Source organism: Nocardioides jiangsuensis (assembly GCF_019679455.1).
Lineage (GTDB): Bacteria > Actinomycetota > Actinomycetes > Propionibacteriales > Nocardioidaceae > Nocardioides_C > Nocardioides_C jiangsuensis.
On record NZ_JAIEZQ010000002.1, the window covers coordinates 388,921 to 412,592 of the forward strand.

The 23,672-nt window shown below is 72.1% G+C and carries 21 protein-coding genes and 1 tRNA gene; 15 read left to right on the forward strand and 7 right to left on the reverse strand.

Features of this window, described 5'->3' with window-relative positions; genetic code table 11:
- The first annotated feature begins 154 nt into the window (after positions 1–154).
- From eno to K1X13_RS10400, 10 genes are all read left to right on the forward strand, one after another.
- Entirely contained in the window at positions 155–1,435 is a 1,281-nt protein-coding gene (gene eno / locus K1X13_RS10355; RefSeq protein ID WP_221024994.1) for a phosphopyruvate hydratase, read from the forward strand.
- Between the two features lie 11 nt (positions 1,436–1,446).
- Complete coding sequence (locus K1X13_RS10360) at positions 1,447–2,049, forward strand: FtsB family cell division protein (RefSeq protein WP_221024995.1); 603 nt, start codon at positions 1,447–1,449, stop codon at positions 2,047–2,049.
- A complete protein-coding gene (locus tag K1X13_RS10365; RefSeq protein ID WP_221024996.1) occupies positions 2,046–2,561 on the forward strand; it encodes a DUF501 domain-containing protein in 516 nt (171 codons plus the stop codon). Before K1X13_RS10360 ends, K1X13_RS10365 begins: the two co-directional genes overlap by 4 nt.
- Positions 2,558–3,487 (forward strand): Ppx/GppA phosphatase family protein, encoded by a 930-nt coding sequence (locus tag K1X13_RS10370; RefSeq protein WP_221024997.1) that lies wholly within the window; start codon positions 2,558–2,560, stop codon positions 3,485–3,487. The genes K1X13_RS10365 and K1X13_RS10370 overlap by 4 nt, the downstream gene beginning before the upstream one ends.
- Before the next feature lie 294 nt (positions 3,488–3,781).
- Complete coding sequence (locus K1X13_RS10375; RefSeq protein ID WP_221024998.1) at positions 3,782–4,636, forward strand: uracil-DNA glycosylase; 855 nt, start codon at positions 3,782–3,784, stop codon at positions 4,634–4,636.
- A gap of 26 nt (positions 4,637–4,662) precedes the next feature.
- Positions 4,663–5,190, forward strand: coding sequence for a glycine cleavage system transcriptional repressor (locus tag K1X13_RS10380; RefSeq protein ID WP_225914938.1), 528 nt, complete (start codon positions 4,663–4,665; stop codon positions 5,188–5,190).
- Positions 5,187–5,753 carry a peptide deformylase gene (locus K1X13_RS10385; RefSeq protein WP_308249498.1) on the forward strand — a complete coding sequence of 189 codons (567 nt, stop codon included), beginning with the start codon at positions 5,187–5,189 and terminating at the stop codon, positions 5,751–5,753. Before K1X13_RS10380 ends, K1X13_RS10385 begins: the two co-directional genes overlap by 4 nt.
- 38 nt (positions 5,754–5,791) lie before the next feature.
- Positions 5,792–5,864, forward strand: a tRNA-Leu gene (locus tag K1X13_RS10390).
- A 60-nt stretch (positions 5,865–5,924) separates the two neighbouring features.
- Complete coding sequence (locus K1X13_RS10395; RefSeq protein ID WP_221025000.1) at positions 5,925–6,422, forward strand: SHOCT domain-containing protein; 498 nt, start codon at positions 5,925–5,927, stop codon at positions 6,420–6,422.
- Positions 6,423–6,565: 143 nt separating this feature from the next.
- Positions 6,566–7,384 (forward strand): Bax inhibitor-1/YccA family protein, encoded by an 819-nt coding sequence (locus K1X13_RS10400; protein ID WP_221025001.1) that lies wholly within the window; start codon positions 6,566–6,568, stop codon positions 7,382–7,384.
- 98 nt (positions 7,385–7,482) lie between these two features.
- Here the strand turns inward: K1X13_RS10400 and K1X13_RS10405 are convergent, their stop codons facing one another.
- Positions 7,483–8,556 (reverse strand): SGNH/GDSL hydrolase family protein, encoded by a 1,074-nt coding sequence (locus K1X13_RS10405; RefSeq protein WP_221025002.1) that lies wholly within the window; start codon positions 8,554–8,556, stop codon positions 7,483–7,485.
- A gap of 36 nt (positions 8,557–8,592) precedes the next feature.
- Between K1X13_RS10405 and K1X13_RS10410 the strand changes: the two genes are divergently transcribed.
- The gene (locus K1X13_RS10410) at positions 8,593–9,966 is read left to right on the forward strand and encodes a cystathionine beta-synthase (protein WP_221025003.1); all 1,374 of its coding nucleotides are present in this window, start codon (positions 8,593–8,595) and stop codon (positions 9,964–9,966) included.
- Between the two features lie 30 nt (positions 9,967–9,996).
- On the opposite strand, the gene K1X13_RS10415 is transcribed toward K1X13_RS10410, so the two are convergent.
- The gene (locus K1X13_RS10415; RefSeq protein ID WP_221025004.1) at positions 9,997–10,887 is read right to left on the reverse strand and encodes a cobalamin-binding protein; all 891 of its coding nucleotides are present in this window, start codon (positions 10,885–10,887) and stop codon (positions 9,997–9,999) included.
- A 52-nt stretch (positions 10,888–10,939) separates the two neighbouring features.
- Here K1X13_RS10415 and K1X13_RS10420 point away from each other — a divergent pair, with 52 nt between their 5' ends.
- From K1X13_RS10420 to K1X13_RS10435, 4 genes are read left to right on the forward strand one after another with little or no spacing between them, the layout of a single operon-like run.
- On the forward strand, positions 10,940–11,581 hold the full coding sequence (locus K1X13_RS10420) for an ABC transporter permease (protein WP_221025005.1): 642 nt from the start codon (positions 10,940–10,942) through the stop codon (positions 11,579–11,581).
- Between the two features lies 1 nt (position 11,582).
- On the forward strand, positions 11,583–12,833 hold the full coding sequence (locus K1X13_RS10425) for an ABC transporter ATP-binding protein (RefSeq protein WP_221025006.1): 1,251 nt from the start codon (positions 11,583–11,585) through the stop codon (positions 12,831–12,833).
- Entirely contained in the window at positions 12,830–13,657 is an 828-nt protein-coding gene (locus tag K1X13_RS10430; protein ID WP_221025007.1) for an ABC transporter permease, read from the forward strand. The genes K1X13_RS10425 and K1X13_RS10430 overlap by 4 nt, the downstream gene beginning before the upstream one ends.
- Positions 13,658–13,659: 2 nt before the next feature.
- Positions 13,660–14,640, forward strand: coding sequence for a glycine betaine ABC transporter substrate-binding protein (locus K1X13_RS10435; RefSeq protein WP_308249499.1), 981 nt, complete (start codon positions 13,660–13,662; stop codon positions 14,638–14,640).
- A gap of 18 nt (positions 14,641–14,658) precedes the next feature.
- On the opposite strand, the gene K1X13_RS10440 is transcribed toward K1X13_RS10435, so the two are convergent.
- The 5 genes from K1X13_RS10440 to K1X13_RS10460 are packed head-to-tail and all read right to left on the reverse strand — an operon-like array spanning position 14,659 to position 23,653.
- Positions 14,659–16,113 carry a sensor histidine kinase gene (locus K1X13_RS10440; protein ID WP_308249500.1) on the reverse strand — a complete coding sequence of 485 codons (1,455 nt, stop codon included), beginning with the start codon at positions 16,111–16,113 and terminating at the stop codon, positions 14,659–14,661.
- Positions 16,110–16,784: a response regulator transcription factor gene (locus K1X13_RS10445; protein WP_221025008.1), complete on the reverse strand. Its 675-nt coding sequence runs from the start codon at positions 16,782–16,784 to the stop codon at positions 16,110–16,112. The genes K1X13_RS10440 and K1X13_RS10445 overlap by 4 nt, the downstream gene beginning before the upstream one ends.
- Before the next feature lie 43 nt (positions 16,785–16,827).
- On the reverse strand, positions 16,828–19,977 hold the full coding sequence (locus K1X13_RS10450) for an efflux RND transporter permease subunit (protein ID WP_221025009.1): 3,150 nt from the start codon (positions 19,975–19,977) through the stop codon (positions 16,828–16,830).
- Positions 19,978–20,017: 40 nt separating this feature from the next.
- Positions 20,018–20,452, reverse strand: a complete 435-nt coding sequence (locus K1X13_RS10455; protein WP_221025010.1) for a hypothetical protein — start codon at positions 20,450–20,452, stop codon at positions 20,018–20,020.
- Positions 20,453–20,461: 9 nt separating this feature from the next.
- A complete protein-coding gene (locus tag K1X13_RS10460; RefSeq protein WP_221025011.1) occupies positions 20,462–23,653 on the reverse strand; it encodes an efflux RND transporter permease subunit in 3,192 nt (1,063 codons plus the stop codon).
- Between the last annotated feature and the right edge of the window lie 19 nt (positions 23,654–23,672).

Sequence of the window (23,672 nt, forward strand, 5' to 3'; positions counted from 1 at the left end):
GGGCCGGGCCCGCGACTTCTCGCGGGCCCGGCCCGAGGTGTTTCGGGGGCCGGCACGGCAGCGCGGGGGACCGGGGGGCGAGCCCTCCCCGGGGAGGCCCTCTCGCGCCGTTAGGCTGGTGCCGTCCATTTCGATCCCCAGCTAGGAGCACACCGTGGCGTCCATCGAGGCTGTCGGCGCACGTGAGATTCTCGACTCGCGTGGCAACCCCACTGTTGAGGTCGAGGTGGCACTCGACGACGGAACCGTCAGCCGCGCGGCGGTGCCGTCCGGTGCCTCCACGGGCGCGTTCGAGGCGGTCGAGCTGCGCGACGGCGGCTCCCGCTACGGCGGCAAGGGAGTCGAGAAGGCCGTCGCCGCGGTGCTCGACAAGATCGGCCCCGAGCTCGTCGGTTTCGAGGCGTCGGAGCAGCGGCTCGTCGACCAGCGCCTGCTCGAGCTCGACGGCAGCGACAACAAGGCCAAGTTCGGCGCGAACGCGATCCTCGGCGTCTCGCTGGCCGTGGCCCGTGCCGCGGCCGACTCCGCCGGGCTCCCGCTGTTCCGGTACGTCGGCGGGCCCAACGCCCACGTGCTGCCGGTGCCGATGATGAACATCCTCAACGGCGGCGCGCACGCCGACACCGGCGTGGACGTCCAGGAGTTCATGATCGCCCCGGTCGGCGCCCCCACCTTCCGCGAGGCGCTGCGCCAGGGCGCGGAGGTCTACCACGCGCTCAAGTCGGTGCTCAAGCAGCGCGGCCTCGCCACCGGCCTGGGTGACGAGGGCGGCTTCGCGCCGGACCTCCCGTCGAACCGCGAGGCGCTCGACCTGATCGTCGCCGCCGTCGAGTCCACCGGCCAGAAGGTCGGCGAGGACGTCGTGTTCGCCCTCGACGTCGCGGCCACCGAGTTCTACTCCGACGGCGGCTACCAGTTCGAGGGATCCGCGAAGTCGGCCGAGCAGATGCTCGCCTACTACAGCGACCTGGTCGCGTCGTACCCGATCGTCTCGATCGAGGACCCGATGAACGAGGAGGACTGGGCAGGCTGGGCCGCGATGACCGCCGCCCTCGGGGACAAGGTGCAGATCGTCGGCGACGACCTGTTCGTCACCAACGTCGAGCGGCTCCAGCGCGGCATCACCGAGCAGTCCGCGAACGCGCTGCTGGTCAAGGTCAACCAGATCGGCTCGCTCACCGAGACCCTCGACTCCGTCGACCTCGCGCACCGCAACGGCTTCCGCTGCATGATGAGCCACCGCTCCGGCGAGACCGAGGACACCACGATCGCCGACCTCGCGGTCGCCACGAACTGCGGCCAGATCAAGACCGGCGCCCCGGCCCGCTCCGAGCGGGTCGCGAAGTACAACCAGCTGCTCCGGATCGAGGAGGAGCTCGACGACGCGGCCCGGTATGCCGGTCGCGGCGCCTTCCCGCGGTTCGGGCGGGGCTGAGGTCGACCCACGTGCCCTCCAGCCGTCCGTCGTCGTCGCGGGGCTCCGGTCCCCGCGGCGCGACGAGCCGTCCCACCCGCGCCCGCGGTGCGTCGCGTCCTGCGCCGCGCCCCGGGCAGCGGGCGGGTTCCGGCCGCCCTCGTACGGCGGCCGCGCCGCAGCGCCCTCCGCGCCCGCGGCTGACCGGTCGTGCCGCGATCCTCGTGCTCGTGCTCGCGGTGCTGATGGTCTCCTACGCCTCCAGCATGCGGGCGTACCTCGAGCAGAAGGCGCACCTCGAGTCGCTGCGCGGCAGCATCGCCGACTCGCGCGAGAACATCGCCGCGCTCGAGCGTGAGAAGCGTCGCTGGCACGACCCCGCGTTCGTGCAGGCGCAGGCCACGCAGCGGTTCGGCTGGGTGATGCCCGGTGAGATCGGCTTCCAGGTGATCGGCGAGGACGGCGAGCCGCTCGGCCACGAGGACACACTCTCCGACCCGGCCGCGATCGAGGTCTCCAACGCTCCCGCGTGGTGGGAGACCGCCTGGCAGACCGTCGAGACCGCCGGGAACCCGCAGGACGTGCCCGACCCCGTCGAGGAGATCGAGGCCCCCAAGAAGAAGAAGGAACGTTGAGCCCGGTCGAACCCCGGGACGAGGCAGTCATCGAGGCCCAGCTCGGGCGCCCGCCCCGCAACATCCACGGGATCGGCCACCGCTGCCCGTGCGGCAACCCCGACGTGGTCGCCACCGAGCCCCGGCTCGACGACGGGACCCCGTTCCCCACGACCTTCTACCTGACCTGCCCGCGGGCGGCGTCGATGATCGGCACGCTCGAGGCCTCCGGGCTGATGAAGGAGATGTCCGAGCGGCTCGAGAGCGACCCCGACCTCGCCGCGGCGTACCGGACGGCGCACGAGGCCTACCTGGCCTTCCGCACCTCGATCGGGGAGGTCCCCGAGATCGCGGGGGTCTCCGCGGGCGGGATGCCGACCCGGGTGAAGTGCCTGCACGTGCTCGCCGGACAGTCCCTGGCGCAGGGCAGGGGTGTGAATCCGCTCGGTGACGAGGTGCTCGACCTGCTCGGCCAGTTCTGGGCCGACGGGCCGTGCGTCGCGCCGGCCGAGACCCCGACCGACCCCGCATGACGCGGGTCGCCGCCGTCGACTGCGGCACCAACACGATCAAGCTGCTCGTCGCGGACCTCGACGCGGCGACCGGCGAGGAGCACGAGCTGGTCCGCGAGATGCGGATGGTCCGGCTCGGGCAGGACGTCGACCGCACCGGCCGGCTCGCCGACGAGGCGCTGGCCCGGGTGTTCGCGGCGATCGACGAGTACGCCGAGATCATCGCCGCCCACGACGTGGAGGCGCTCCGGTTCTGCGCGACCTCCGCCGCCCGCGACGCGGAGAACGCGGCCGAGTTCGCGGCCGGGGTCGAGTCCCGGCTCGGCGTCGTACCCGAGGTGGTCACCGGCGCCGAGGAGGCGCAGCTGTCGTACGACGGCGCGACCCGGGGGCTCGTGGACCGCGGCCTGCCCGGCCCGGTGCTCGTGGTCGACATCGGCGGCGGGTCCACGGAGCTGATCCTCGGCGACGGTCACGGGCACGTGCGCACCTCGCAGTCGCTCGACATCGGCTCGGTGCGGATGACCGAGCGCCACCTGCGCTCCGACCCGCCGACGCGTGCGGAGATCGCCGAGGCCGTCGGGGACGTCGCGTCGTCGCTGGACCGCACCGTCGTACCCCTCGCCGAGGCGCGCACCGTGGTCGGCGTGGCGGGGACGATCACGACCGTCGCCGCGGGGGTGCTCTGCCTGCCGGAGTACGACCGGGCCGCGATCGACCAGGCCGTGCTCGCGCTCGAGGACGTGCACGCGACCACGGCGTCGCTGCTCGCGATGACCGTCGCGGAGCGCAGGGCGCAGGGGTACATGCACCCCGGCCGCGCGGACGTGATCGGCGCGGGCGCGCTGATCCTCGACGAGGTGCTCCGCCGTACGACGGCCCGCACCCTGCTCGTGTCGGAGGCCGACATCCTCGACGGCATCGCCTGGTCCCTCACCACTCGTTGAGGCGTCACTCGTGCGGCGTTGAGAGGTCAGTCGTGGGGCGTTGAGAGGTCAGTCGTGCGGGAACCGGTCGGCGCCGCCACGCGGGACGGGCTCGACGTCGGCACGACCCGCGGCTCGCGCCGGGCGCCTGCGAGCTGGTGTGACGACGCCGTACAGCGGCCGTCCGGAACGACCGACGCCTCAACGCCGAACGACTGACGCCTCAAGCCCGAACGACTGACGCCTCAACGCCGAACGAGTGACCTCTCAACGCCGAACGAGTGACCTCTCGACGCCGGTGGGAGGATGGGCGGCATGTCCGAGGACCTCCTGCCGCACCCGGTGACCGGGGCGCTGTTCCCGAGCCCGGTCCCGCCCGGTACCGGATGGCCCGACGACCCCGCCGACGCCGCCACCCCCGTGGCGCACGACGCGGACGACGTGCGCAAGGTCGCCGGCTCCTGTGACGACCTCGGCACCCTCGACGCGGCCGTGTCCGTGTGCCGGGCCTGCGAGCGGCTGGTGTCCTGGCGGGAGGACGTCGCCACCGTCAAGCGCGCGAGCTTCGCGGCCGAGCCGTACTGGGGCCGCCCGGTCGCCGGCTGGGGCGACGACGAGCCCGGCGTGCTCATCGTCGGTCTGGCCCCGGCAGCCAACGGCGGCAACCGCACCGGCCGCATCTTCACCGGCGACCGTTCCGGCGACTGGCTCTTCGCCTCGCTGCACCGGGTCGGCCTCGTCACCCGGGAGACCTCGGTCCACGCCGGGGACGGGCAACGGCTGGTCGGCGCCCGGATGGTCGCCACGGTCCGCTGCGCACCCCCGGACAACCGGCCGACCACCACCGAGCGCGACGCCTGCGCACCCTGGCTCGTGCGCGAGGTCGAGCTCGTCGCCCCGTCGGTGCGCGTGGTCGTCTGCCTCGGTTCGTACGGCTGGGACGCCGCCCTGCGCACCTTCCGCGCCCTGGGGTACGACGTCCCGCGGCCGCGCCCCCGCTTCGGGCACGCCGCGGAGGCGACGCTGACCTCCCCCGAGGGGCGGGAGCTCACCCTGCTCGGCAGCTACCACCCGTCGCAGCAGAACACCTTCACCGGCAAGCTCACCGAGCCGATGCTCGACGCCGTGCTCGGTCGGGCCGCGTCGCTCGGATCCGCCGCCCGCCCCTGACGAACGCCCACGCGGCGCATGGAAGGATGCTCCGCGTGACCCTGCAAGCCATCACCGTCATCGGACACGACCGTCCCGGCATCATCGCCGAGACCACCCGCGTCCTCGCCGACCTCGGGCTGAACCTCGAGGACTCCACGATGACCCTGCTGCGCGGTCACTTCGCGATGATGCTGATCTGCGAGGGTCCGGCCGGGTCGGCCGAGACCGAGGACGCCCTCGCCGGCCTCACCGCCGACGGGTCGCTCATCGTCACCGCCCGCGAGATCCCCGAGGAGCCCAAGCAGGGTGCGGTCGGCGTCTCCTACGTGCTCACCGTCCACGGCGGGGACCGCCCCGGCATCGTCTCCCGGGTCGTCGGCGAGGTGGCCCGGGTCGGCGGCAACATCACCGACCTCACCACCCGGCTCGCGGGCGACCTGTACCTCCTCGTCGCCGAGGTCGACCTCCCCGCCACCGCCGACGTCGGCACGCTCGAGCAGTCCCTCACCCGCGTCGGCGCCGAGCTCGGCGTCGGGGTGACCCTGCGCGAGGTGGAGAGCGACGAGCTGTGACCTCTGCGTACGTCGACGATGCCGTCGGCCGCTGGACCGAGCACGACCTCCCGGTGGAGGGGCGTGTCCTCGAGGTGGTCCGCGCCCCCGCCACCGTGCTGTCGAGCGTGGGGGACGCGGTGGACCCGACCGCGCCGGAGACGGTGCAGCTCGCGGCCGACCTGGTCGCCACCATGCGGGTCTCCCCGGGCTGCGTCGGTCTCGCCGCACCGCAGGTCGGCGTGGGCGCGAAGGTGTTCTGCGTCGACGTGACCGAGCACCCCAAGACCCGAGGGCACCACGGCACCTTCGTGCTGTGCAACGCGGTGGTGGTGGAGTCCTCCCGGAACGAGAAGGCCCGCGAGGGCTGCATGAGCGTCCCCGACCTCACCGGCGACGTGAAGCGGGCCTCGCGGATCGTCGTCCACGGCCAGCTGCCGGGCACGGGGGAGCAGGTCGAGGTGAGCGCAGAGGCGTTCGAGGCCCGCGCGCTGCAGCACGAGATCGACCACTGCGAGGGGCTGCTGTTCCTCGACCGCGTCGCCGGGGCGCACGCGATCTACCCGCGCAAGACCTATCTTTGAGCCTGCGCCACGTCGCGCCGTGCTGATCCGCGGCGCCCGCCCTCGTATCCCAATGGCAGAGGAAGAGGTCTTAAAAACCTTTCAGTGTCGGTTCGAGTCCGACCGGGGGCACTCCGGGGCAAGCGCGGCATTCCGCTGCCCGGACCCGGCGACCGGCCCTACGCTGCCGCCATGATGAGCGAACCGCCGCCCCCGGGGAAGTGCTTCCGCATGAACGCCGAGGGCGAGCTGCCCACCTGCACCTGGGACGGGCAGCGCTGGTCGGCCTCCTACGACGGGTTCGGTGACTTCGGCGGCGGCGCGGCGGCGGGACCGCCGTCCGGGTTCGTCGCCCTGCTCGTGCTCGGACTGCTGGTCGGGCTGGGTCTCACCGTGTGGCGCGTGATGCTGGCCCGCCAGGTGGCACGCCAGTCGGGCATGAGCGAGAACCAGGCCACCGCCGTCACGCTCCTCGGCGACAACGGCCTCGAGGCCACCTACCTCGCCGGGAACCTCCGCATCCGGCCCACGGCCGAGCCGACCCCGGCGCCCGGCGCGACGGCCGCCACCGCCCCGGTGCCCCGCACCGCGGAGGCCCGGCTGCGCGAGCTGCAGGAGCTGCGCGACGAGGGGTTGCTGACCCCGGAGGAGTACGACGCCCGCCGTACGGCGGTTCTCGACTCGGTCTGACCCGGCCACCCGCGCGCACACGCCGGGAACAGCAGACGTCGCACGTCCGTTGAACCAGACAACCGGCCCGTAGGATGGACCCGGTCCGACGTGACGGCCCCCAGGGCGGGGGTCGCCGAGGCCTCCAAGGAGGAGACCAACAGATGCAGAGCAGCAACCCGGTATTCGCGCGGTCCGAGGGCTTCAACGGCCGCCGCACCAGCCAGAGCGGGGTGACCTACCCCGGATACACCGACTCGTCCGCGTGGGGCACCGGTTCGTCGCAGGCACCCGAGACCTACGCGCCGGTGCGTCCCACGGCCCCGATGACGATCGACTCGGTGGTGCAGAAGACCGGCATCACCCTGGGGCTGGTCGTCCTGACCGCCGCGCTCACCTGGGTCTTCGTGCCCCCGGCGATGCTCGGCATGGCCTGGATGGGCGGCGCCTTCGCAGGTCTCGGCCTCGGGCTCGTCCTGTCCTTCAAGCGGGTGGTCAGCCCCGCGCTGGTGCTGGCCTACGCCGTCGCGGAGGGCCTGTTCATCGGTGCGATGAGCAAGACCTTCGAGTCGATGTGGGACGGCGTCGTGGTCGGCGCGGTCGTCGGCACGGTCGCCGCGGTCGCGGGGACGCTGGCGGCGTACAAGTTCTTCAACATCTCCGTCAGCCCCAAGTTCCGCAAGTTCGTCGTGGCCGCCATGTTCGGCTTCGTCGCGCTGGTGCTGATGGACTTCGTGCTCGGCCTCTTCGGCAACGCCATCGGCCTCAACGGCTTCGGTGGGCTCGGCCTGGTCATGAGCGTCGTCGGCCTCGGGCTCGGCGTGCTGATGCTGATCCTCGACTTCGACTTCGTCGAGCGCGGCATCGCCGCCCGGCTGCCGGAGATCGAGTCCTGGCGCGCGGCGTTCGGCCTGACCGTGACGATCATCTGGATCTACATCGAGATCCTGCGGATCCTTGCGATCCTCCGCGGCAACGACTGATTCCGCCGCCGTACGACGGCGACGCAGAGCGACGACGAGGGCCCCTGGTCAGACCAGGGGCCCTCGTGCTGTCCTCGACCCCGCGGGAGCCGACCGGCTCAGGCCGGAGCGGGCTCGCTGTCGGGGTCGGCGTCCTCGTCGCCGACCGCGGCGAGGCCCCGCCCGGGCTCGGCGCCCTCCACCGGTGCCTCGGCCTCGGCCTGCGGCTGGCGGCGGCGGTGGCGCAGCAGCACCCAGCGGCCGCGGGCGCCGCGCTTGGAGCCGCCGACCTCGGTGCCGTCGATCTCGGTGCCCGGTGTCTTGGCGGCCTCGACCGCGGCGTAGGAGATGGGCATGACGCCCTCGCCCCGGAACGCCTCGGGCAGCAGGTCCTCGAAGGGCAGCAGGCCCGCCGCGGCGAGCACCGACGGCAGCAGCACGGAGGCGAGGCTGGCGTAGCCGGCCGCGGACGGGTGGAACTGGTCGGGGCCGAAGAACAGACCCGGCGAGGCGCTGAACTCCGGGCCCAGGATCGACCCGAGCGACACGGTCCGGCCGCCCGCCTCGACCACGGCGATCGTCTGGCCGGCGGCGATCCGCCGGCTCCAGGTGCGCGCGACCTGGCGCAGCGGCGGGGCGATCGGCTCGATGGTGCCCAGGTCCGGGCAGGTCCCCACGACGACCTCGACGCCGGCCTCGCGGAGCCTGCGTACGCCCTGCTCCAGCAGCCGCACCGACTCCGAGGGCCGCACCGTGTGGGTCACGTCGTTGGCGCCGATCAGGATCACCGCCACGTGCGGCTCCATCGGCAGCGCGTCGTCGATCTGGGCGGAGAGGTCCTTGGTCTGCGCGCCGACGACGGCCAGCGAGCGCAGGTAGACCCGGCGGCCCGCGGCCTCGACGAGGCCCGAGGCGAGGTGGGCGCCCGGGGTCTCCTCGACCGTCTCCACGCCGTAGCCGACCGCGCTCGAGTCGCCGAGCAGGGCCAGCTTCAGCGCGGGTCCGGGGCGGCCCTGGCCGTACCAGCCGGTGGCGTCGGGGCCGGGCTCGTCGCTGGGCCCGCCGATGGTCTTCCGGGCGAGCCTGGCCTCCGCGGCGAGCAGACCGTAGGCGGAGGCGCCCAGCACGGAGAGGCCGCCGCCGCCGTATGCGGCAGCGGCCGCCAACCTTCGAGCAGCAGCAGCCTTCCCCACGCTTTCCATGCTACGGAACGGCCCTAGACTGACCGCGTGCGATACGCGAACTCGATGCTCGACCTCGTCGGCAACACGCCCCTGCTCCGCCTGTCCAAGACCACCGACGGCGCGAGGCCGCTCGTGCTGGCCAAGGTCGAGTACATGAACCCCGGCGGGTCGGTGAAGGACCGGATCGCGTTGCGGATGGTCGAGGCCGCCGAGGCCGACGGCTCGCTCAAGCCCGGCGGCACGATCGTCGAGCCGACCTCCGGCAACACCGGCGTCGGCCTGGCGATGGTCGCGCAGGCCAAGGGCTACAAGTGCGTCTTCGTCTGCCCCGACAAGGTCAGCGAGGACAAGCGCAACGTGCTCAAGGCGTACGGCGCCGAGGTGGTGGTCTGCCCGACCGCCGTCGCGCCGGAGCACCCCGACTCCTACTACAACGTCTCGGACCGCCTGGTGCGCGAGATCGAGGGCGCCTGGAAGCCGGACCAGTACTCCAACCCGAACAACCCGCGCTCGCACTACGAGACCACCGGTCCGGAGATCTGGGAGCAGACCGACGGCAGGATCACGCACTTCGTGTGCGGCGTCGGCACCGGCGGCACGATCTCCGGGATCGGCCGCTACCTGAAGGAGAAGAGCGGCGGCGCGGTGCAGGTCATCGGCGCCGACCCGCACGGCTCCGTGTACTCCGGGGGGACCGGCCGCCCCTACCTGGTGGAGGGCGTCGGCGAGGACTTCTGGCCCACCACCTACGACCGGGACATCGCCGACCGGATCATCGAGGTCTCCGACCGCGACTCGTTCGCGATGACCCGCCGGCTGGCCCGCGAGGAGGCGCTGCTGGTCGGCGGCTCCTCGGGCATGGCGGCGTTCGCCGCGGTCCAGCTCGCGCACGAGCTCGACGACCCCGAGGCCGTGATCGTGGTCCTGCTGCCCGACTCCGGCCGCGGCTACCTGACCAAGGTGTTCAACGACGAGTGGCTCGGCCAGTACGGCTTCCTGCCCGCCGCCGAGGACGAGCAGACCGTCGGTGAGGTGCTGCGCGGCAAGAGCGGGAAGCTGCCCGACCTCGTGCACACCCACCCGACCGAGACCATCGCCGAGGCGGTGCACATCCTCCAGGAGTACGGCGTCTCGCAGATGCCCGTGGTCCGCGCGGAGCCGCCGGTGATGGCCGCGGAGGTGGCCGGTTCGGTGTCCGAGCGGGAGCTCCTCGACGCGCTCTACGCCGGGCAGGCGCACATGGCCGACCCGGTCGAGGACCACATGAGCGCGCCGCTGCCCTCGATCGGCTCCAACGAGCCCGTCTCGGCCGCGGTCACCGCGCTGGAGAAGGCCGACGCGCTGCTCGTGCAGGAGGACGGCATGCCCGTCGGCGTGGTCACCCGGCAGGACCTGCTGTCCCACCTGACCCGCGGCTGACACCTCCGGCCGGCCGGACGGCCCGCGGCGTCAGCGCACGCGGCGGGCCATCGGCGCCGTCGGCTCCGTGACCGCGCCCGGGTGCAGGATGCCGGCGAGCGCCTGCACCCCGTCCACCAGCCGGGGGCCCGGTCGCGCGAAGGACGCGTTCGCGTCCACCGCCCAGACCGGCACGTCGCCGTCCAGCACGCCGGCGGCGACGACCTGCTCGGCGAGCGCGGTGGACCCGGCGAGGCCGTAGCCGCAGGGCGCGCACACGACCACCTCGGGGGCGGAGGCGCGCACCCGCTCCCAGTCCACCCGGAACGACTTCTCGCCGGCCGTGCCGAGGACCGGGTCGCCGCCCGCGAGCGTGACCATCTCCGGCACCCAGTGCCCCGGGGCGAACGGCGGGTCGGTCCACTCCAGGACCAGGGTCCGGGGCCGCGAGAGCCCCGAGGTCCGTCGTACGACGTCGTCCAGGCGCCCGCGCAGCGACGCCACCAGGGCGGCCGCGTCCGCCTCGCGGCCGGTGGCCCGGCCCAGCGTCTCCACCGAGCCGAGCACCTCGTCGAGCGTGTGCGGGTCGATGGTGAGCACCTCCGCGGTGCACCCGAGGTGGGCGAGCGCGTCGTCGACCACGGACACGTCCACGGCGCAGACCGCGCACAGGTCCTGGGTGACCACCAGGTCGGCGTCGAGGCCCGAGAGCGCGCCCTCGTCGAGGTGGTAGAGGTCCTCGCCGGCGTGCATCGCGCGCGTCACGAAGGCGTCCACCTCGGCCGGGGCGAGCCCCTCCGGCATCGCGCTGGTGGACACGATCGTCCGGCTGCGGGCCTCCGCGGGGTGGTCGCACTCGAAGGTGACCCCGACCACGTGGTCGCCCGCGCCGAGGTCGAAGAGGATCTCGGTCGTGGACGGCAGCAGCGAGACGATGCGCATGCGTGACATCGTGTCACCTTTGCAACTCGGGCAAGTGGGTAGGACTAGGCCCGTGTGGGAGTTCATAGACGAGCGCAAGGCCCAGATCGCCTTCAGCGCCTACCAGCATGTGAGTCTCGTCCTGCAGGCCGTCCTGGTCGCGACCGTGATCGCGGTGGTGCTGGCCGTGGTCGTGACTCGCTTCCGTCCCCTCGAGCCGGTCGCCAACGCGGTCAGCGCGATGGGGCTCACCATCCCGTCGTTCGCACTGCTCGGCCTGCTGGTCCCGCTGGTCGGGATCGGCGTGGCCTCCGCCTTCGTGGCCGTCACCTTCTACGCGACCCTGCCGATCCTGCGGAACGCGGTCGTCGGGCTCCAGGGGGTCGACGCGCGGCTGGTGGAGTCGGCGCACGGCATGGGCATGAACACCCTCGCCACGCTGACCCGGGTGCGGCTGCCGCTGGCGTGGCCGGTGATCCTCGCGGGCATCCGGGTCTCCACCCAGATGTCGATGGGGATCGCGGCCATCGCCGCCTACGTGCTCGGCCCGGGGCTCGGCCAGCTGATCTACACCGGCCTCGCGCAGATCGGTGGCGCGAACGCCCTCAACTCCGCCCTCGTCGGGACGCTCGGGGTGGTCATCCTCGCCCTCGCCATCGACGCCCTCCTGCTCCTGCTCGGCCGACTCACCATCTCGAAGGGGATCCGTGCCTGACATGTCCACCACCACTCCGCCCTCGAACACCCGCGCCGGTGGCACCGACGCCCCGGGCAACCCCGACGTCAGCGGTGTCGACCTCGAGCTCGTCGACGTGCTCAAGCGCTACCCGGGCCAGAAGAAGCCGGCGGTCGACGGCCTGAGCCTGCACATCCCGGCCGGCGAGATCGTGATGTTCGTCGGCCCCTCCGGCTGCGGCAAGACCACCTCGCTGAAGATGATCAACCGGCTGATCGAGCCCACCTCGGGCACCATCTCCATCGGTGGCGAGGACGTCCGCGGCAGGAACGTCGACCAGCTGCGCCGCCACGTCGGCTACGTGATCCAGGGCGGCAGCCTCTTCCCGCACCTGACCGTCGCGCAGAACATCTCGGTGGTCCCGCGCCTGCTCAAGTGGGACTCCCGCCGGACGTCGGAGCGGGTGGACGAACTGCTGGAGCTGGTCAGCCTGGACCCGGCGAAGTACCGCGACCGGTACCCGCGCGAGCTCTCCGGAGGCCAGCAGCAGCGGGTCGGCGTGGCCCGGGGCCTGGCCGCGGACCCGCCGGTGATCCTGATGGACGAGCCGTTCGGCGCAGTGGACCCGATCACCCGCCAGCGTCTGCAGGACGAGCTGCTGAGCATCCAGGAGGAGCTCCGCAAGACCATCGTCTGCGTCACCCACGACATCGACGAGGCGGTCAAGCTCGGGGACCGGATCCTGATCCTGCAGGAGGGCGCGCAGATCGCCCAGTACGACACCCCCGAGGCGATCCTGGCCGCGCCCGCGAACGCCTTCGTCGAGGACTTCGTCGGCGCCGGCTCCACGCTCAAGCAGCTGTCGCTGAGCCGGGTCTCCGACGTCGAGCTGGTGCACCCGACCACCGCGACCGTGGGGGAGCGGGTCGCCGAGGTCCGCGCCCGCGCCGAGGCGAACGGCGACCAGGCCGTCGTGGTCCTCGACGAGCGCAGGCGTCCCGTCGACTGGATGTGGCTGCGCGAGCTGGCCGCGGCCGACACGGTCCGGCCGGTCCGCGACGACGTGCTGACCCTCGATCGGCGGGCCACCCTCAACGACGCGCTGGACATGATGCTCACCTCGACGCACGGCGCCGCGATCGTCACCGGCCGCCGCGACGAGTACCTCGGGGTCGTGAACTTCACCGCGGTCACGGGTCACATCCAGGCCACGGAGCAGCAGCTCGCCGAGGGCCGCGCCGCCGACGCCACCGCGGGGCGTGACGACGCGTGGGAGGGCGGCGGAGCATGAGCCGGACCGACACGACGCGCCCCGTCGCCGTACCCGCCGGCGACGCACCGCGCTCCGCGGACACCGAGACCGCGCCGCGTCGCAGCCGGTGGGCGGTGTCCGGGGAGTCCCGGATCCTGCTGCTCGTGCTCCCGGTCGTCGTCGCGCTCGTCTTCGGCGCCTGGGCCTGGTGGCGCGCGACCGCGGACCTCGACTCGATCGAGGCCCGCCAGCTCGCCTGGGGCCTGATCCTCGACCTGATCTGGCAGCACGTGAAGCTGACCCTGGTCGCCACGTTCTTCGTGCTGCTGGTCGCGATCCCGTTGGGGATCGCGCTCACTCGGCCGCGCTTCAAGCGCGCTGCACCGCTCGCCGTCGGCATCGCCAACGCCGGGCAGGCGGCCCCCGCGATCGGGCTGATCGTGCTGCTCGCGATGCTGCTCGGGTTCACGTTCGGGACCGCGGTGCTCGCGCTGACCCTCTACGCCGTGCTGCCGGTGCTGCGGAACACGATCACCGGCCTGCAGGGCATCGACCCGACACTGGTCGAGGCCGGCCGCGGGATCGGCATGTCGGGGGCCGGGGTGCTGTTCCGGGTCGAGCTGCCGCTCGCCGTACCGGTGATCATGACCGGCGTGCGCACCGCACTGGTGCTGCTGGTCGGTACGGCGACCCTGGCGACGTTCGTGAACGCGGGCGGACTCGGCACGCTGATCGTCACCGGCATCACCCTCTTCCGGTACCCCGTGCTCGTCAGCGGTGCGCTGCTCGTCGCGCTGCTCGCCCTGCTCGTCGACTGGGCCGGACGCGTGCTCGAGCGCGTCGCGCGGCCGAAGGGAATCTGAACGTGACAGGACTGCGCCACCTGACCGCCCTCCTCGCGACGCTCGGCTCGGTGCTGCTGCTCGCGGGCTGTGGCCTCGGCACCGCGGGCGGCTTCGTCCCGACCGGCGAGCTCGCCGGCCCGATCGCCGACACCGAGCGGCTCGACGGGGCCGAGGTCGCGGTGGGGTCGAAGAACTTCTCCGAGCAGCTGCTGCTCGGCAAGATCGCGGTGATCCTGCTCCGCTCCGCCGGGGCCGACGTCACCGACCTGACCAACATCCCCGGCAGCGCCAGCGCCCGGCAGGCCCAGCTCGAGGGCCAGGTCGACCTGGAGTGGGAATACACCGGCACCGCCTGGATCTCCTACCTCGGGCACCCGCAGGGCATCCCCGACGAGGACAAGCAGTACCAGGCCGTGCGCGACGAGGACCGCAAGCGCAACGACCTGGTCTGGCTGCCGCCGGCGCCGATGAACAACACCTACGGCTTCGCCACCACCCAGGAGACCGCGAAGAAGCTCGGGGTGAGCACGCTCTCGGACATCGCGAAGCTGCCCGTGGCGGAGCGGACCTTCTGCGTGGAGTCGGAGTTCGCCAACCGCAACGACGGCCTCGAGCCGATGCTGGAGACCTACGGCATGCCGATCGAGAAGGAGGTGCCGCGGGCCAACCTCAAGACCCTCGACACCGGTGCGATCTACGCGGCCACGGCCGACGGCGACTGCAACTTCGGCGAGATCTTCACGACCGACGGCCGGATCAAGGCGCTCGACCTCGCGGTGCTCGAGGACGACAAGCGGTTCTTCCCGGCGTACAACGTCTCGGTCGTGGTGCGCGAGGAGAAGCTCGACGAGAACCCGCAGATCGAGAAGCTGTTCGCCCCGGTCACCGAGAAGCTGACCGACGAGACCCTGATCGAGCTCAACGCGCAGATCGACGTGGACGGCCGCGAGCCGGCCGACGTCGCCTTCGACTGGTTGAAGAAGGAGGGCTTCGTCAGGTAGCGCCACCCCGGCCGCCGCTTACCGCACGTCCTGGCCGCGGTCCATCGAGCCGGGAGCGTCCGGGGCCGGCCCGGTGGTCACGGCGCTCGCCGGCAGGGTCACCTGCAACCGGGCCCCTCCCGCGGGGGACGACAGCGCGACGACGCTCCCGCCGTGGGCCGCCACGATGTCCGCGACGATCGCCAGGCCCAGCCCGACGCCACCTCCGTCGCGGTCGCGGGCGTCGTCCAACCGGGTGAAGCGGCGGAACACGTCGGTGCGGTGCTCGACCGGGATCCCCGGTCCGTCGTCGTCGACCGTCAGCACCGCCATCCCCTCGCGCGCGTCCAGTGACACCCGCACCTCCCGCTCCGCATGCCGGACCGCGTTGTCCACCAGGTTGCGCACCACCTGCTCCAGCAGCGCCGGGTCACCGACCACCTGCACCGGCACCACCTCGGTGGTGTCGACGGTGACGCCGCGGCCCTGCGCCTCCAGGTCGCGCGCGGTCACCACCGTCGCCACCGTGTCGTCGAGGTCCACCGGGACCCGCACGGCGCGGCCGCTTCCGTCCTCGATGCGGGCCAGCTGGAGCAGCTGGTCGACGATCGCCTGCAGGCGCAGGGTGTCGGCCAGCAGGTCGTCGGGGTTCAGGGCGGCCGGGCCGCGGCCCGGGGGCAGAGCGGTCTCGAGCTGCGCACGCAGACTGGCCACCGGGCTGCGCAGCTCGTGCGCGGCGTCGGCCAGGAAGCGTCGCTGCTGGTCGGCGGCGGCGTCGAGCCGGGCCAGCATCGCGTTGATGGTGCGCGCCAACCGCCCGATCTCGTCGTTGACCGGCGGTTCGGGCACCCGCTCGGAGAGGTGGTCGGCGCTGATCACCGCCGCCCGTTCCCGGATCGCCTCCACCGGGGCCAGCGTGCGGCCGACCGCAACCCACAGGAGGAGGCTCATCGGCAGCATGAGGAACACGAGCCCGATGGATCCGATGCGCACCGCGGACTCGACGATGTCCTCGCCGTCCTCCGTGGAGACCGCCACCAAGACGGTGGCCGGACCGTCCGGCGTGCGGATGTCGACGACCGTGGTCCGGTAGGGGCCCCCGCCGAGCCCCGCGATGTCTGCCACCTCCGCCACCGTCCGGTCACCGGACGGCTGGTCGGGCAGCGGCAGGCGGGTCGTGACCGGCAGGTTCTTCGAGCTGGTGACCACGGTCCCGTCGCGCACGACCTGCACCACGGTCTCGCCCTCGTCGACGACGGGCAGACGGGGCGGCAGGGTGCCCAGCCGAGCGCGCTCGGCGACCTCGTCCGCTCGGGACAGGGCGACCCAGTCGGCCGCGTCGACGTACTCCTCGTGGACGGCCTGGATGATCAGCACACCCCCGGTGGCGACCATCACCGTGACCGCGGCGACGGTGATGAGGACGACCCGGAGGCGGAGGGAGATGCCGCGCCGCCCGCCGGTCCGGCCGGTCGTGGGCTCGGAGCCGTTCACGGACGCCCCGCCACGGTGTACCCGCGCCCGCGGACGGTGCAGATGAGGCTGGTCCCGAAGGTCTGGTCGATCTTGCGGCGGAGGTAGCCGACGTACACCTCCACCACGTTGAGGTCACGCTTGCCGGTGTCACCCCACACACCCTCGAAGATCTCCTCCTTCGAGCACACCCGGTCGGCGTGCCGCATCAGGAACTCCAGCAGCGCGAATTCCCGCGGCGAGAGCGGGATCGGGTGCTCGCCCCACCGCGCGGTCCTGCGACGGGGGTCGAGGGCGAGGTCGCCGACGTGCAGCTCAGGGGGGACCGCGGCCGGGCCCCGCCGGGTCAGCGCCCGACAGCGCGCCACCAGCACCGGGAAGGCGAACGGCTTGCGGAGGTAGTCGTCGGCCCCGGCGTTCAGGCAGTCGGTCTCGTCGGACACCCGGTCCTTCGCGGTGAGCACCAGGATCGGGGTCCAGAACCCCTCGTTGCGGAGCCGTCGGCACACCTCCAGGCCGGAGAGCCGCGGGAGCATGAGGTCCAGCACGATGACGTCGAACGAGACGTCCTTCGCCATCCGGTAGCCGGTGTACCCGTCAGGGGCGAGGGCGACGTCGAAGCCACGGTCCCGGAAGCCGCGCGCGATCGCAGCGGCCAGCCGCTGCTCGTCCTCCACCACCAGGACCTGCATCGTGTGTGCCCCCTCGTCGGAAGGCTCTGGGTCGGCAGGCGGGTCATCGGCCCGGCTCCACGCGCTGGGCCGGGACCAGCGGAGCCGTCCGGCTCTTCGCGAACCGGAGGTACAGCGGCGGCACCACGAAGAGGTTCAACAGCGTAGCGGTAACGAGACCACCGAGGATGACCAGCGCCATCGGGTGCTCGATCTCCTGGCCGGGGATCGACCCGGACGCCACCAGCGGGATCAGGGCGAGCCCCGTCGTCAGCACGGTCATCATGATCGGGACCAGCCGCTCCTGGGCCGCCCGGATCACCAGGTCGGGCCCGAAGCGCATCCCCTCCACCCGTTCCAGGTGCTGGGCATGGCTGATCAGCATGATCCCGTTCCGGGCCACGATGCCGAAGACCGTGAGGAACCCGACCAGGGAGCCCAGCGAGATCACGCCGCCGCCGAACAGGTACGCGGTCAGCACGCCGCCGACCAGCGCGATCGGCAGGGTCAGGAACTCCAGGGTGGCCAGCCGCCAGCTCCCGAAGGAGGTCTGCAGCAGCAGGAGGATCACGAGCGCGGCCGCGCCAGCGGACCACAGCAGCCGCTGAGAGGCGGCCTCGCGCTCGGTGTACTCGCCGAGGAGCTCGGCGTGGAACTCCAGCGGCCAGTCGACCGTCGCCAGGGTGTCCTCCACCTCGTCGACGATCGACCCCAGGTCACGCGAGTCGTCGATGTTCGCGCCGACGTCGATGCTGCGGGACAGGCCGTTGTGGTGGATCACGTTGGGCACCGGGAGGATCGTGATATCGGCGATCTCGGCCAGCCGCACCCGCCCGCCGTCCGGCGTGTCGATCATCAGGTTGTGCAGGTCGGTCACGCTCTCCCGCGCCTCGGGCGGGCTCCACACCTGGACGTCGTAGGCGCGACCGCCGCGGTAGATGTCGCCGGCCTCCTCGCCGGCCATGATCCACGACGCCGCCCGCCGTACGTCGCCGGGCTTGACGCCGTACTGCTTGGCCTTCTCGAGGTCCACCCTGACCTGGAGCTGCGGGATCATGTCCTGGAACTCCACGTGGTTCTCGATGACACCCGGGATGGCGCCGAGGAGCTCGTTGACCTCGGTGGCCTTCTGCTGCAGGACGTCGAGGTCCTGCCCGGAGATCCGGATCGTGATCGCGTCGCTGGTGCCGGTGAGGACCTCCCGGATCCGCTCCTTGAGGTAGGTCAGCACGTCCCGGTAGACGCCCGGGTAGCTGTTGACGACGTCCTCGACGCTCTCGCGGGTCTTGTCGTAGTCGACCCGGCGGTCCACGCTGATCCAGTTCTCGCCGAAGTAGACGCCGTACGGCTCGTCACCGAGGAGCGCGTTGCCGATGTGCGACCCCGCGTTGCGCACGCCCGGGATCTCCAGCAGCTCCGCGTTGACCAGCTTCGTGGTCCGCACCTCCTCCTGCAGGGAGGTGTCGGGCTTGGCCAGCCAGTGCATGAGGAAGTCGCGCTCCTTGAAGTTCGGCAGCAGCGACTGCCCCAGCAGCGGAAGCGTCAGCAGCCCGGCGATGGTGGTGAGCCCGACCACGGCGTAGGCGCGCTGGGGGCGCCGCACGACCCGGGTCAGCAGCCAGGTGTAGCCCCGCTTCATCGACGGGACCAGTGGCGACTCCCGGTGCTCGAGCGACTTGGGGCTGCGGAAGAAGATCAGGCTCAGCGCCGGCGTCACGGTGAGCGCGACGACCATCGAGGCCAGCAGGGCCAGTGCGTAGGCCAGCGCGAGCGGCCGGAAGAAGGAGCCGGAGAGACCGGCGAGCAGGAAGATCGGCAGCACCGCCACGATCTCGATCAGGGTGGCGTAGACGATCGCCCCCCGCACCTCCATCGAGGCATCCAGGATCACCCGCGCGGTGGACCGCTTCCCGCCCTCGGCACGGTGCTGCCGCAGGCGCCTCACCACGTTCTCGATGTCGATGATGGCATCGTCGACGATGTCGCCGAGGGCTATCACGAAGCCGGCGAGGATCATCGTGTTGATGGTCGTGTCCTGGGCGCTGAGCACCAGCACGGCGGTGAGCAGGGACAGCGGGATGGCCACCACGCTGATCACCGCGGTGCGCCAGGAGTAGAGGAACGCCCCGAGCATGAAGATCATCAGCAGGGCGCCGATGATCAGCGCGCGCGTCAGGTTGTCGATCGAGTCCTCGATGAAGGTGGCGGGCCGGAAGATGGAGGAGTCGACCTCGATCCCGGGTAGACCCGGGCGCATCTCGGCGAGCGCCTGCTCCACGCCCCGGGTGACGTCCATGGTGTTCGCCCACGGCAGCTTCTCGACGATAAGCATCAGCCCGTCGCCCTGGTTGATCACCGCGTCGCCGATCAGCGGCTGGTGGCCCCGGACGAGGTCCGCCACGTCCTGGAGCTGGACCTGGCGGCCGTCCTGGGTGCGGATCGGGATCGTCTTCATGTCCTCGGAGGTCACGATCGGCTGCACGTGCCGGACGCTCGCCCGCTGTTCCGTGCCGTCGAGCCACCCGCCGCGGCCGATGAAGTGACCCTGGGAGTACGTCAGCAGCCCGGCGTCCAGGGCGTCCGAGGTCGCGGTCATCACCTGCTCGAGGGTGACGTTCTCCCGCGCCATGCGCTTCTGGTCGGCCTGCACCTGGACCATGTCCAGCCGCTCGCCCCAGATCGGGACGTTGGCCACGCCCGGGACCCGGAGCAGGCGCGCCCGGATCTTCCAGTAGGCGGTCATGGACAGGTCCATCATGTCCAGGTCCGGGTCGCTGCTCGACAGGCCGATCTTGAGGACCCGGCTGGTGGCCGACATGGGCTGCAGCAGCACCGGCGGCGCCGCCCAGGTCGGCAGGGTCGGGCTGATCGTGGCGATGCGCTCCTGGACGAGCTGGCGCGCCTCCAGCAGGTCGGTGCCCTGCTCGAACAGCATCACGATCTGGGAGAGCTGCTCGACAGACTTCGAGCGGATCTCCGCGACCCCGGGCACCCCGTTGAGCGACTGCTCGAGGGGCACGGTGATCAGCGACTCGACCTCGGTGGGGGCCAGCCCGATCGCGACGGTGTGGATCTCGACCTTCGGCGGCGCGAACTCGGGGAACACGTCGACCGGCGCGTCGTTGACCCGGTGCACGCCGATGAACACCAGGGCCGACGCCAGCGCGACGATGATGAAGCGGAACTTCAGGCTCGATCCGACGATCCATCGCATGGAGATCGACCTCTCTGTGTGCTCGGGCCAGGACTACCGGTCAGTGGCCGACGGCGAACTCGACGCCGTACAGCTCGGCGACCCCGACGGTGACGACCTCGGTGCCTTCCGCGGGGCCGTGCGCCAGGATCGCCCGGCCGCTCTGCTCCCGGCCCACCTCGACCTCGTGCCGGACGTACACCGCGGGGCGCGGGTTCGTGTACACCCACCAGGCGCCTTCCGTGTCGACGAAGACCGCGGATGTCGGGACCACCAGGTGCCGTCCGGTCGCCGTCACAGGCGTCGTGTCGATGCCGAGCCGCTCCACGGCGTCCTCGGTCAGGGTCACCCGGCTCAGCTCGGTGCCGGCGATGTGGTGGGTGCTCCCGGGTTCGTTCTCGATGACGTAGGCATCGGACACAGCTCCCGCGCACCCCGAGAGCAGACCGGCGGTGGCCAGCAGGATCGCCGGCACGGCTGCACGCTTCCGCTGCATGACATCCCCCTAGATCTTGATCGGGTCGGGTTCGGCGAGCGGCTCGTACAGCTCGTCGGCCCAGCTGTCCTGGTCGGGCGTCGGGCCGAGCTTGAGGAAGAGCGCCGGCGCGGCGAACAGGGTGACCAGCGCGGTGGTGACCATGCCGCCGAGGAAGGCAGCGGCGGCTGGACGCATGAGCTCGAGCCCGGTGGACCCGCCGGCCACGACGAGCGGTGCCAGCAGGGCGGCCGTCGCGAGCAGCACGGTGAGCACCGGGGCGAGCCGGTCCCGGGTCGCGCGGGTCACCAGGTCGGGCCCGAACTCGACCCGTTCGCGCCGTTCGAGGCGCAGCATCTGCCCCAGCGACACCAGCAGCGCGCGGCAGGACGTCCCCAGCACGGCCAGCGCCCCCGCGACGACGCCGAGGGTGATGGTGCCGCCGGTGAACAGCGTGCCCAGCAGCACTCCGGCCGAGGCGGCCGGAAGCATCGCGACGGCCAGGGCGGCGAGCCGCCAGCTCCGGAACGCGGCCTGGAAGAGCAGGAAGATCGCGAGCAGCGCGATGCCGGCGAGCGCGGCGACGCGGGCGCGATCGGCCTGCTGCACCGCGTAGCCCCCGAGCACCTCGGCGTGGTGGTCGAGCGGGAACTGCGTCGCGGCCACGAGCGCCTTCACCTCGGCGTTGACGTCGCCGAGGTCACGGCCGGAGACGTCGGCGGTCAGCTCGACGTACGGGGCCACGGACTCGTGCCGGATCACCGCGGCGTTCGGCACCTCCCTGACGTCGGCCACGTCGCTGAGCCGGATCGAGCGCCCGTCCGGGGTGTCGATGAGCAGCCGCTCGATGTCCGCGAGGTCGCCCCGGATCTGCGGCGCGCCCCAGACCACGACGTCGAAGACCTTCTGCTCCTCGAAGAGGTTGCCGACGGTGATGCCGCCGAGCAGGATCGCGGCCGCGCGGCGGACGTCGCCAGGCTTCACGCCCAGGGCCTGCGCCCGCTGGAGGTCGACCTGCACCTCGACCGTGGTCTCCTGGGGCGTGGGCGTGATCGCGACCCGGTCCACCCCGTCGACCTCGGCGATGGCGTCGCGCAGCTCCGCGGCCTTGTCGGCGAGCACGTCGGCGTTCTCGCCGTACACGTGGACGGCGACGTCGTGCTCGTTCTCGACCACGAGGTCGCGCACCTGCTGGTCCGTGTAGGTCATCACCTCGGCGGTGACGCCCGGCGCGCCGGAGACGGCACCCTCGACCGCGGCCAGGGTCTCGTCGTAGTCGGCACCGGGGTCGATCTGCATCCAGATCTCTCCTTCGTTGACGTCGACCTGGCGGTCCGACATCACGGCCCTGCCGATCTGGGCGTTGACGCCGCTGACGCCGGGCAGCGCGCCCAGCTCGTCGACCGCCTGGCTGGTGATCTCCGTCATCCGCGGCAGCGAGGTGCCCGGAGCCGTCGCCACGTGCACCAGCACGTGCCGCTCCGCCAACGCGGGCCGCATCGACGTGTCCAGGAAGGGCAGCGCGGCGAGCGCGAGCACGGTCGTGCCCGCGAGCACCACCACGGCGGCGCCCGCCCGGGTGACCAGTCGGGACCCGGACCGGTCGTACCGGCGGTGCAGCCAGGTCACGAGCGGGGACTGCCTGCGCTCGAGCGGAGCGCGGGAGAGCAGCATCATCGCGAGCACCGGCGTCAGGGTCAGGGTCACCAGCATGGACGTGGCCACGGCCAGCAGGTAGGCGAGTGCGATGGGCGGCAGGAAGGCCTGTCCCTCGCCGCTCAGGAAGAACAGCGGCAGCGTCGCGGCCGCCACCATGAAGGCGCCGTAGATGGCGAACCGGCGCATGCCGACCGTGGACTCGACGATCGCCGACAGGACGGGGGCGCTGGTGCCGGTCTCACGCTGTGCGCGGATCCCGCGGGCCAGGGCGCCGCCGTCGCCGACCGCGTCGTCGACCATCACGGTCAACCCGACGATGAGGCCGGTCACGACGAGCAGGTTGACGCTGGTGTCCGTCGCCGCGAGCACCAGGATCGCGGCGGTCAGGGACACGGCCACCCCGGCCGCGACCATCAGGGTCCGCCGCCAGTCCCAGAGCAGGGCGAGGAGGACGACCAGCATCAGCACGCCACCGACCGCCAGCACCCGGCCGAGGCTGGTCCAGGAGGACTCGAGGTACGAGGCCGGGCGGTAGAGCGAGGAGTCGACCTCCATGTCCGCCAGACCCGGGCGGAGAGCGGTGAGGGCGCCCTCGACCTCTTCGGACACCTCGGTGGTGTTGGCGCCCGGGAACTTCTCGACCACGAGGATCAGGCACTTGGCGCCGTCCGCGCACGCGGTGTCGCCGATCAGCGGCTGGTGGTCCTCGACGACGTCGGTGACGTCACCCAGCTCCATGGGGCCGCCCTGGCTCCGCAGCATGCCGCCGTCGGGGCCCTCCACGGGGACCTGGGCGAGCTCGGGGGCGGTGGTGATGGCCTGCTCGTGGAAGATGTTCAGGCGCTGGTTGGGGGTGTCGATGAACCCGCCCGTGCCCGGCTTCGACGCCTCGAGGTAGGACAGCGGCGAGACCTCGAGGGCGTTGCCGGCGGTACGGATGACCGCGGGCAGGGTGAGCCCGTTCTCGCGGAGCCGCTCGGGGTCGACGAGGACCTGCAGCTGGCGCTCCCGGTTGCCCCAGATCGCGACGTTCGCGACACCGGGCACGCCCATCAGCCGGGGGACGACCACCCAGCGGGCGAGGACCGACATCTCGATCGGGTTCAGCTCGTTCGAGGTCAGCTTGACCATCGAGACCCGGCTGCTCGACGACAGCGGCTGGATCATCTGGGGCGGCTTCGCCACCGCGGGAAGACCGGCTGCGCCGACGGCCTGGGTCAGCCGCTCCTGCACCACCTGGCGGGCGTCCAGCGGGTCGGTGCCGGGTTCGAAGGTCATCACCACCGAGGAGAGCCCCGGCAGGGACACCGACTCGATCTCGTCGAGGAACGGGACGCCGACCAGGAGGTCCTGCTCCAGCGGCACCGTGATCAGCTGCTCCACCTCGGCGGCGGACAGCCCGAGCGCCTCCGTCTGGACCTCCACGGTCGGCGGCTGGAACTCAGGCAGCGCGTCGACGGAGGTCTTCCCGACCTGCACGACACCGAGCACGACGATGCCTGCGGCCAGGGCCAGCAGGAGCCGTCGCAGCTTGAGGCTGGTACCGACGAGCCAACGCATCATGGGCCTGGACCTCCCCCGC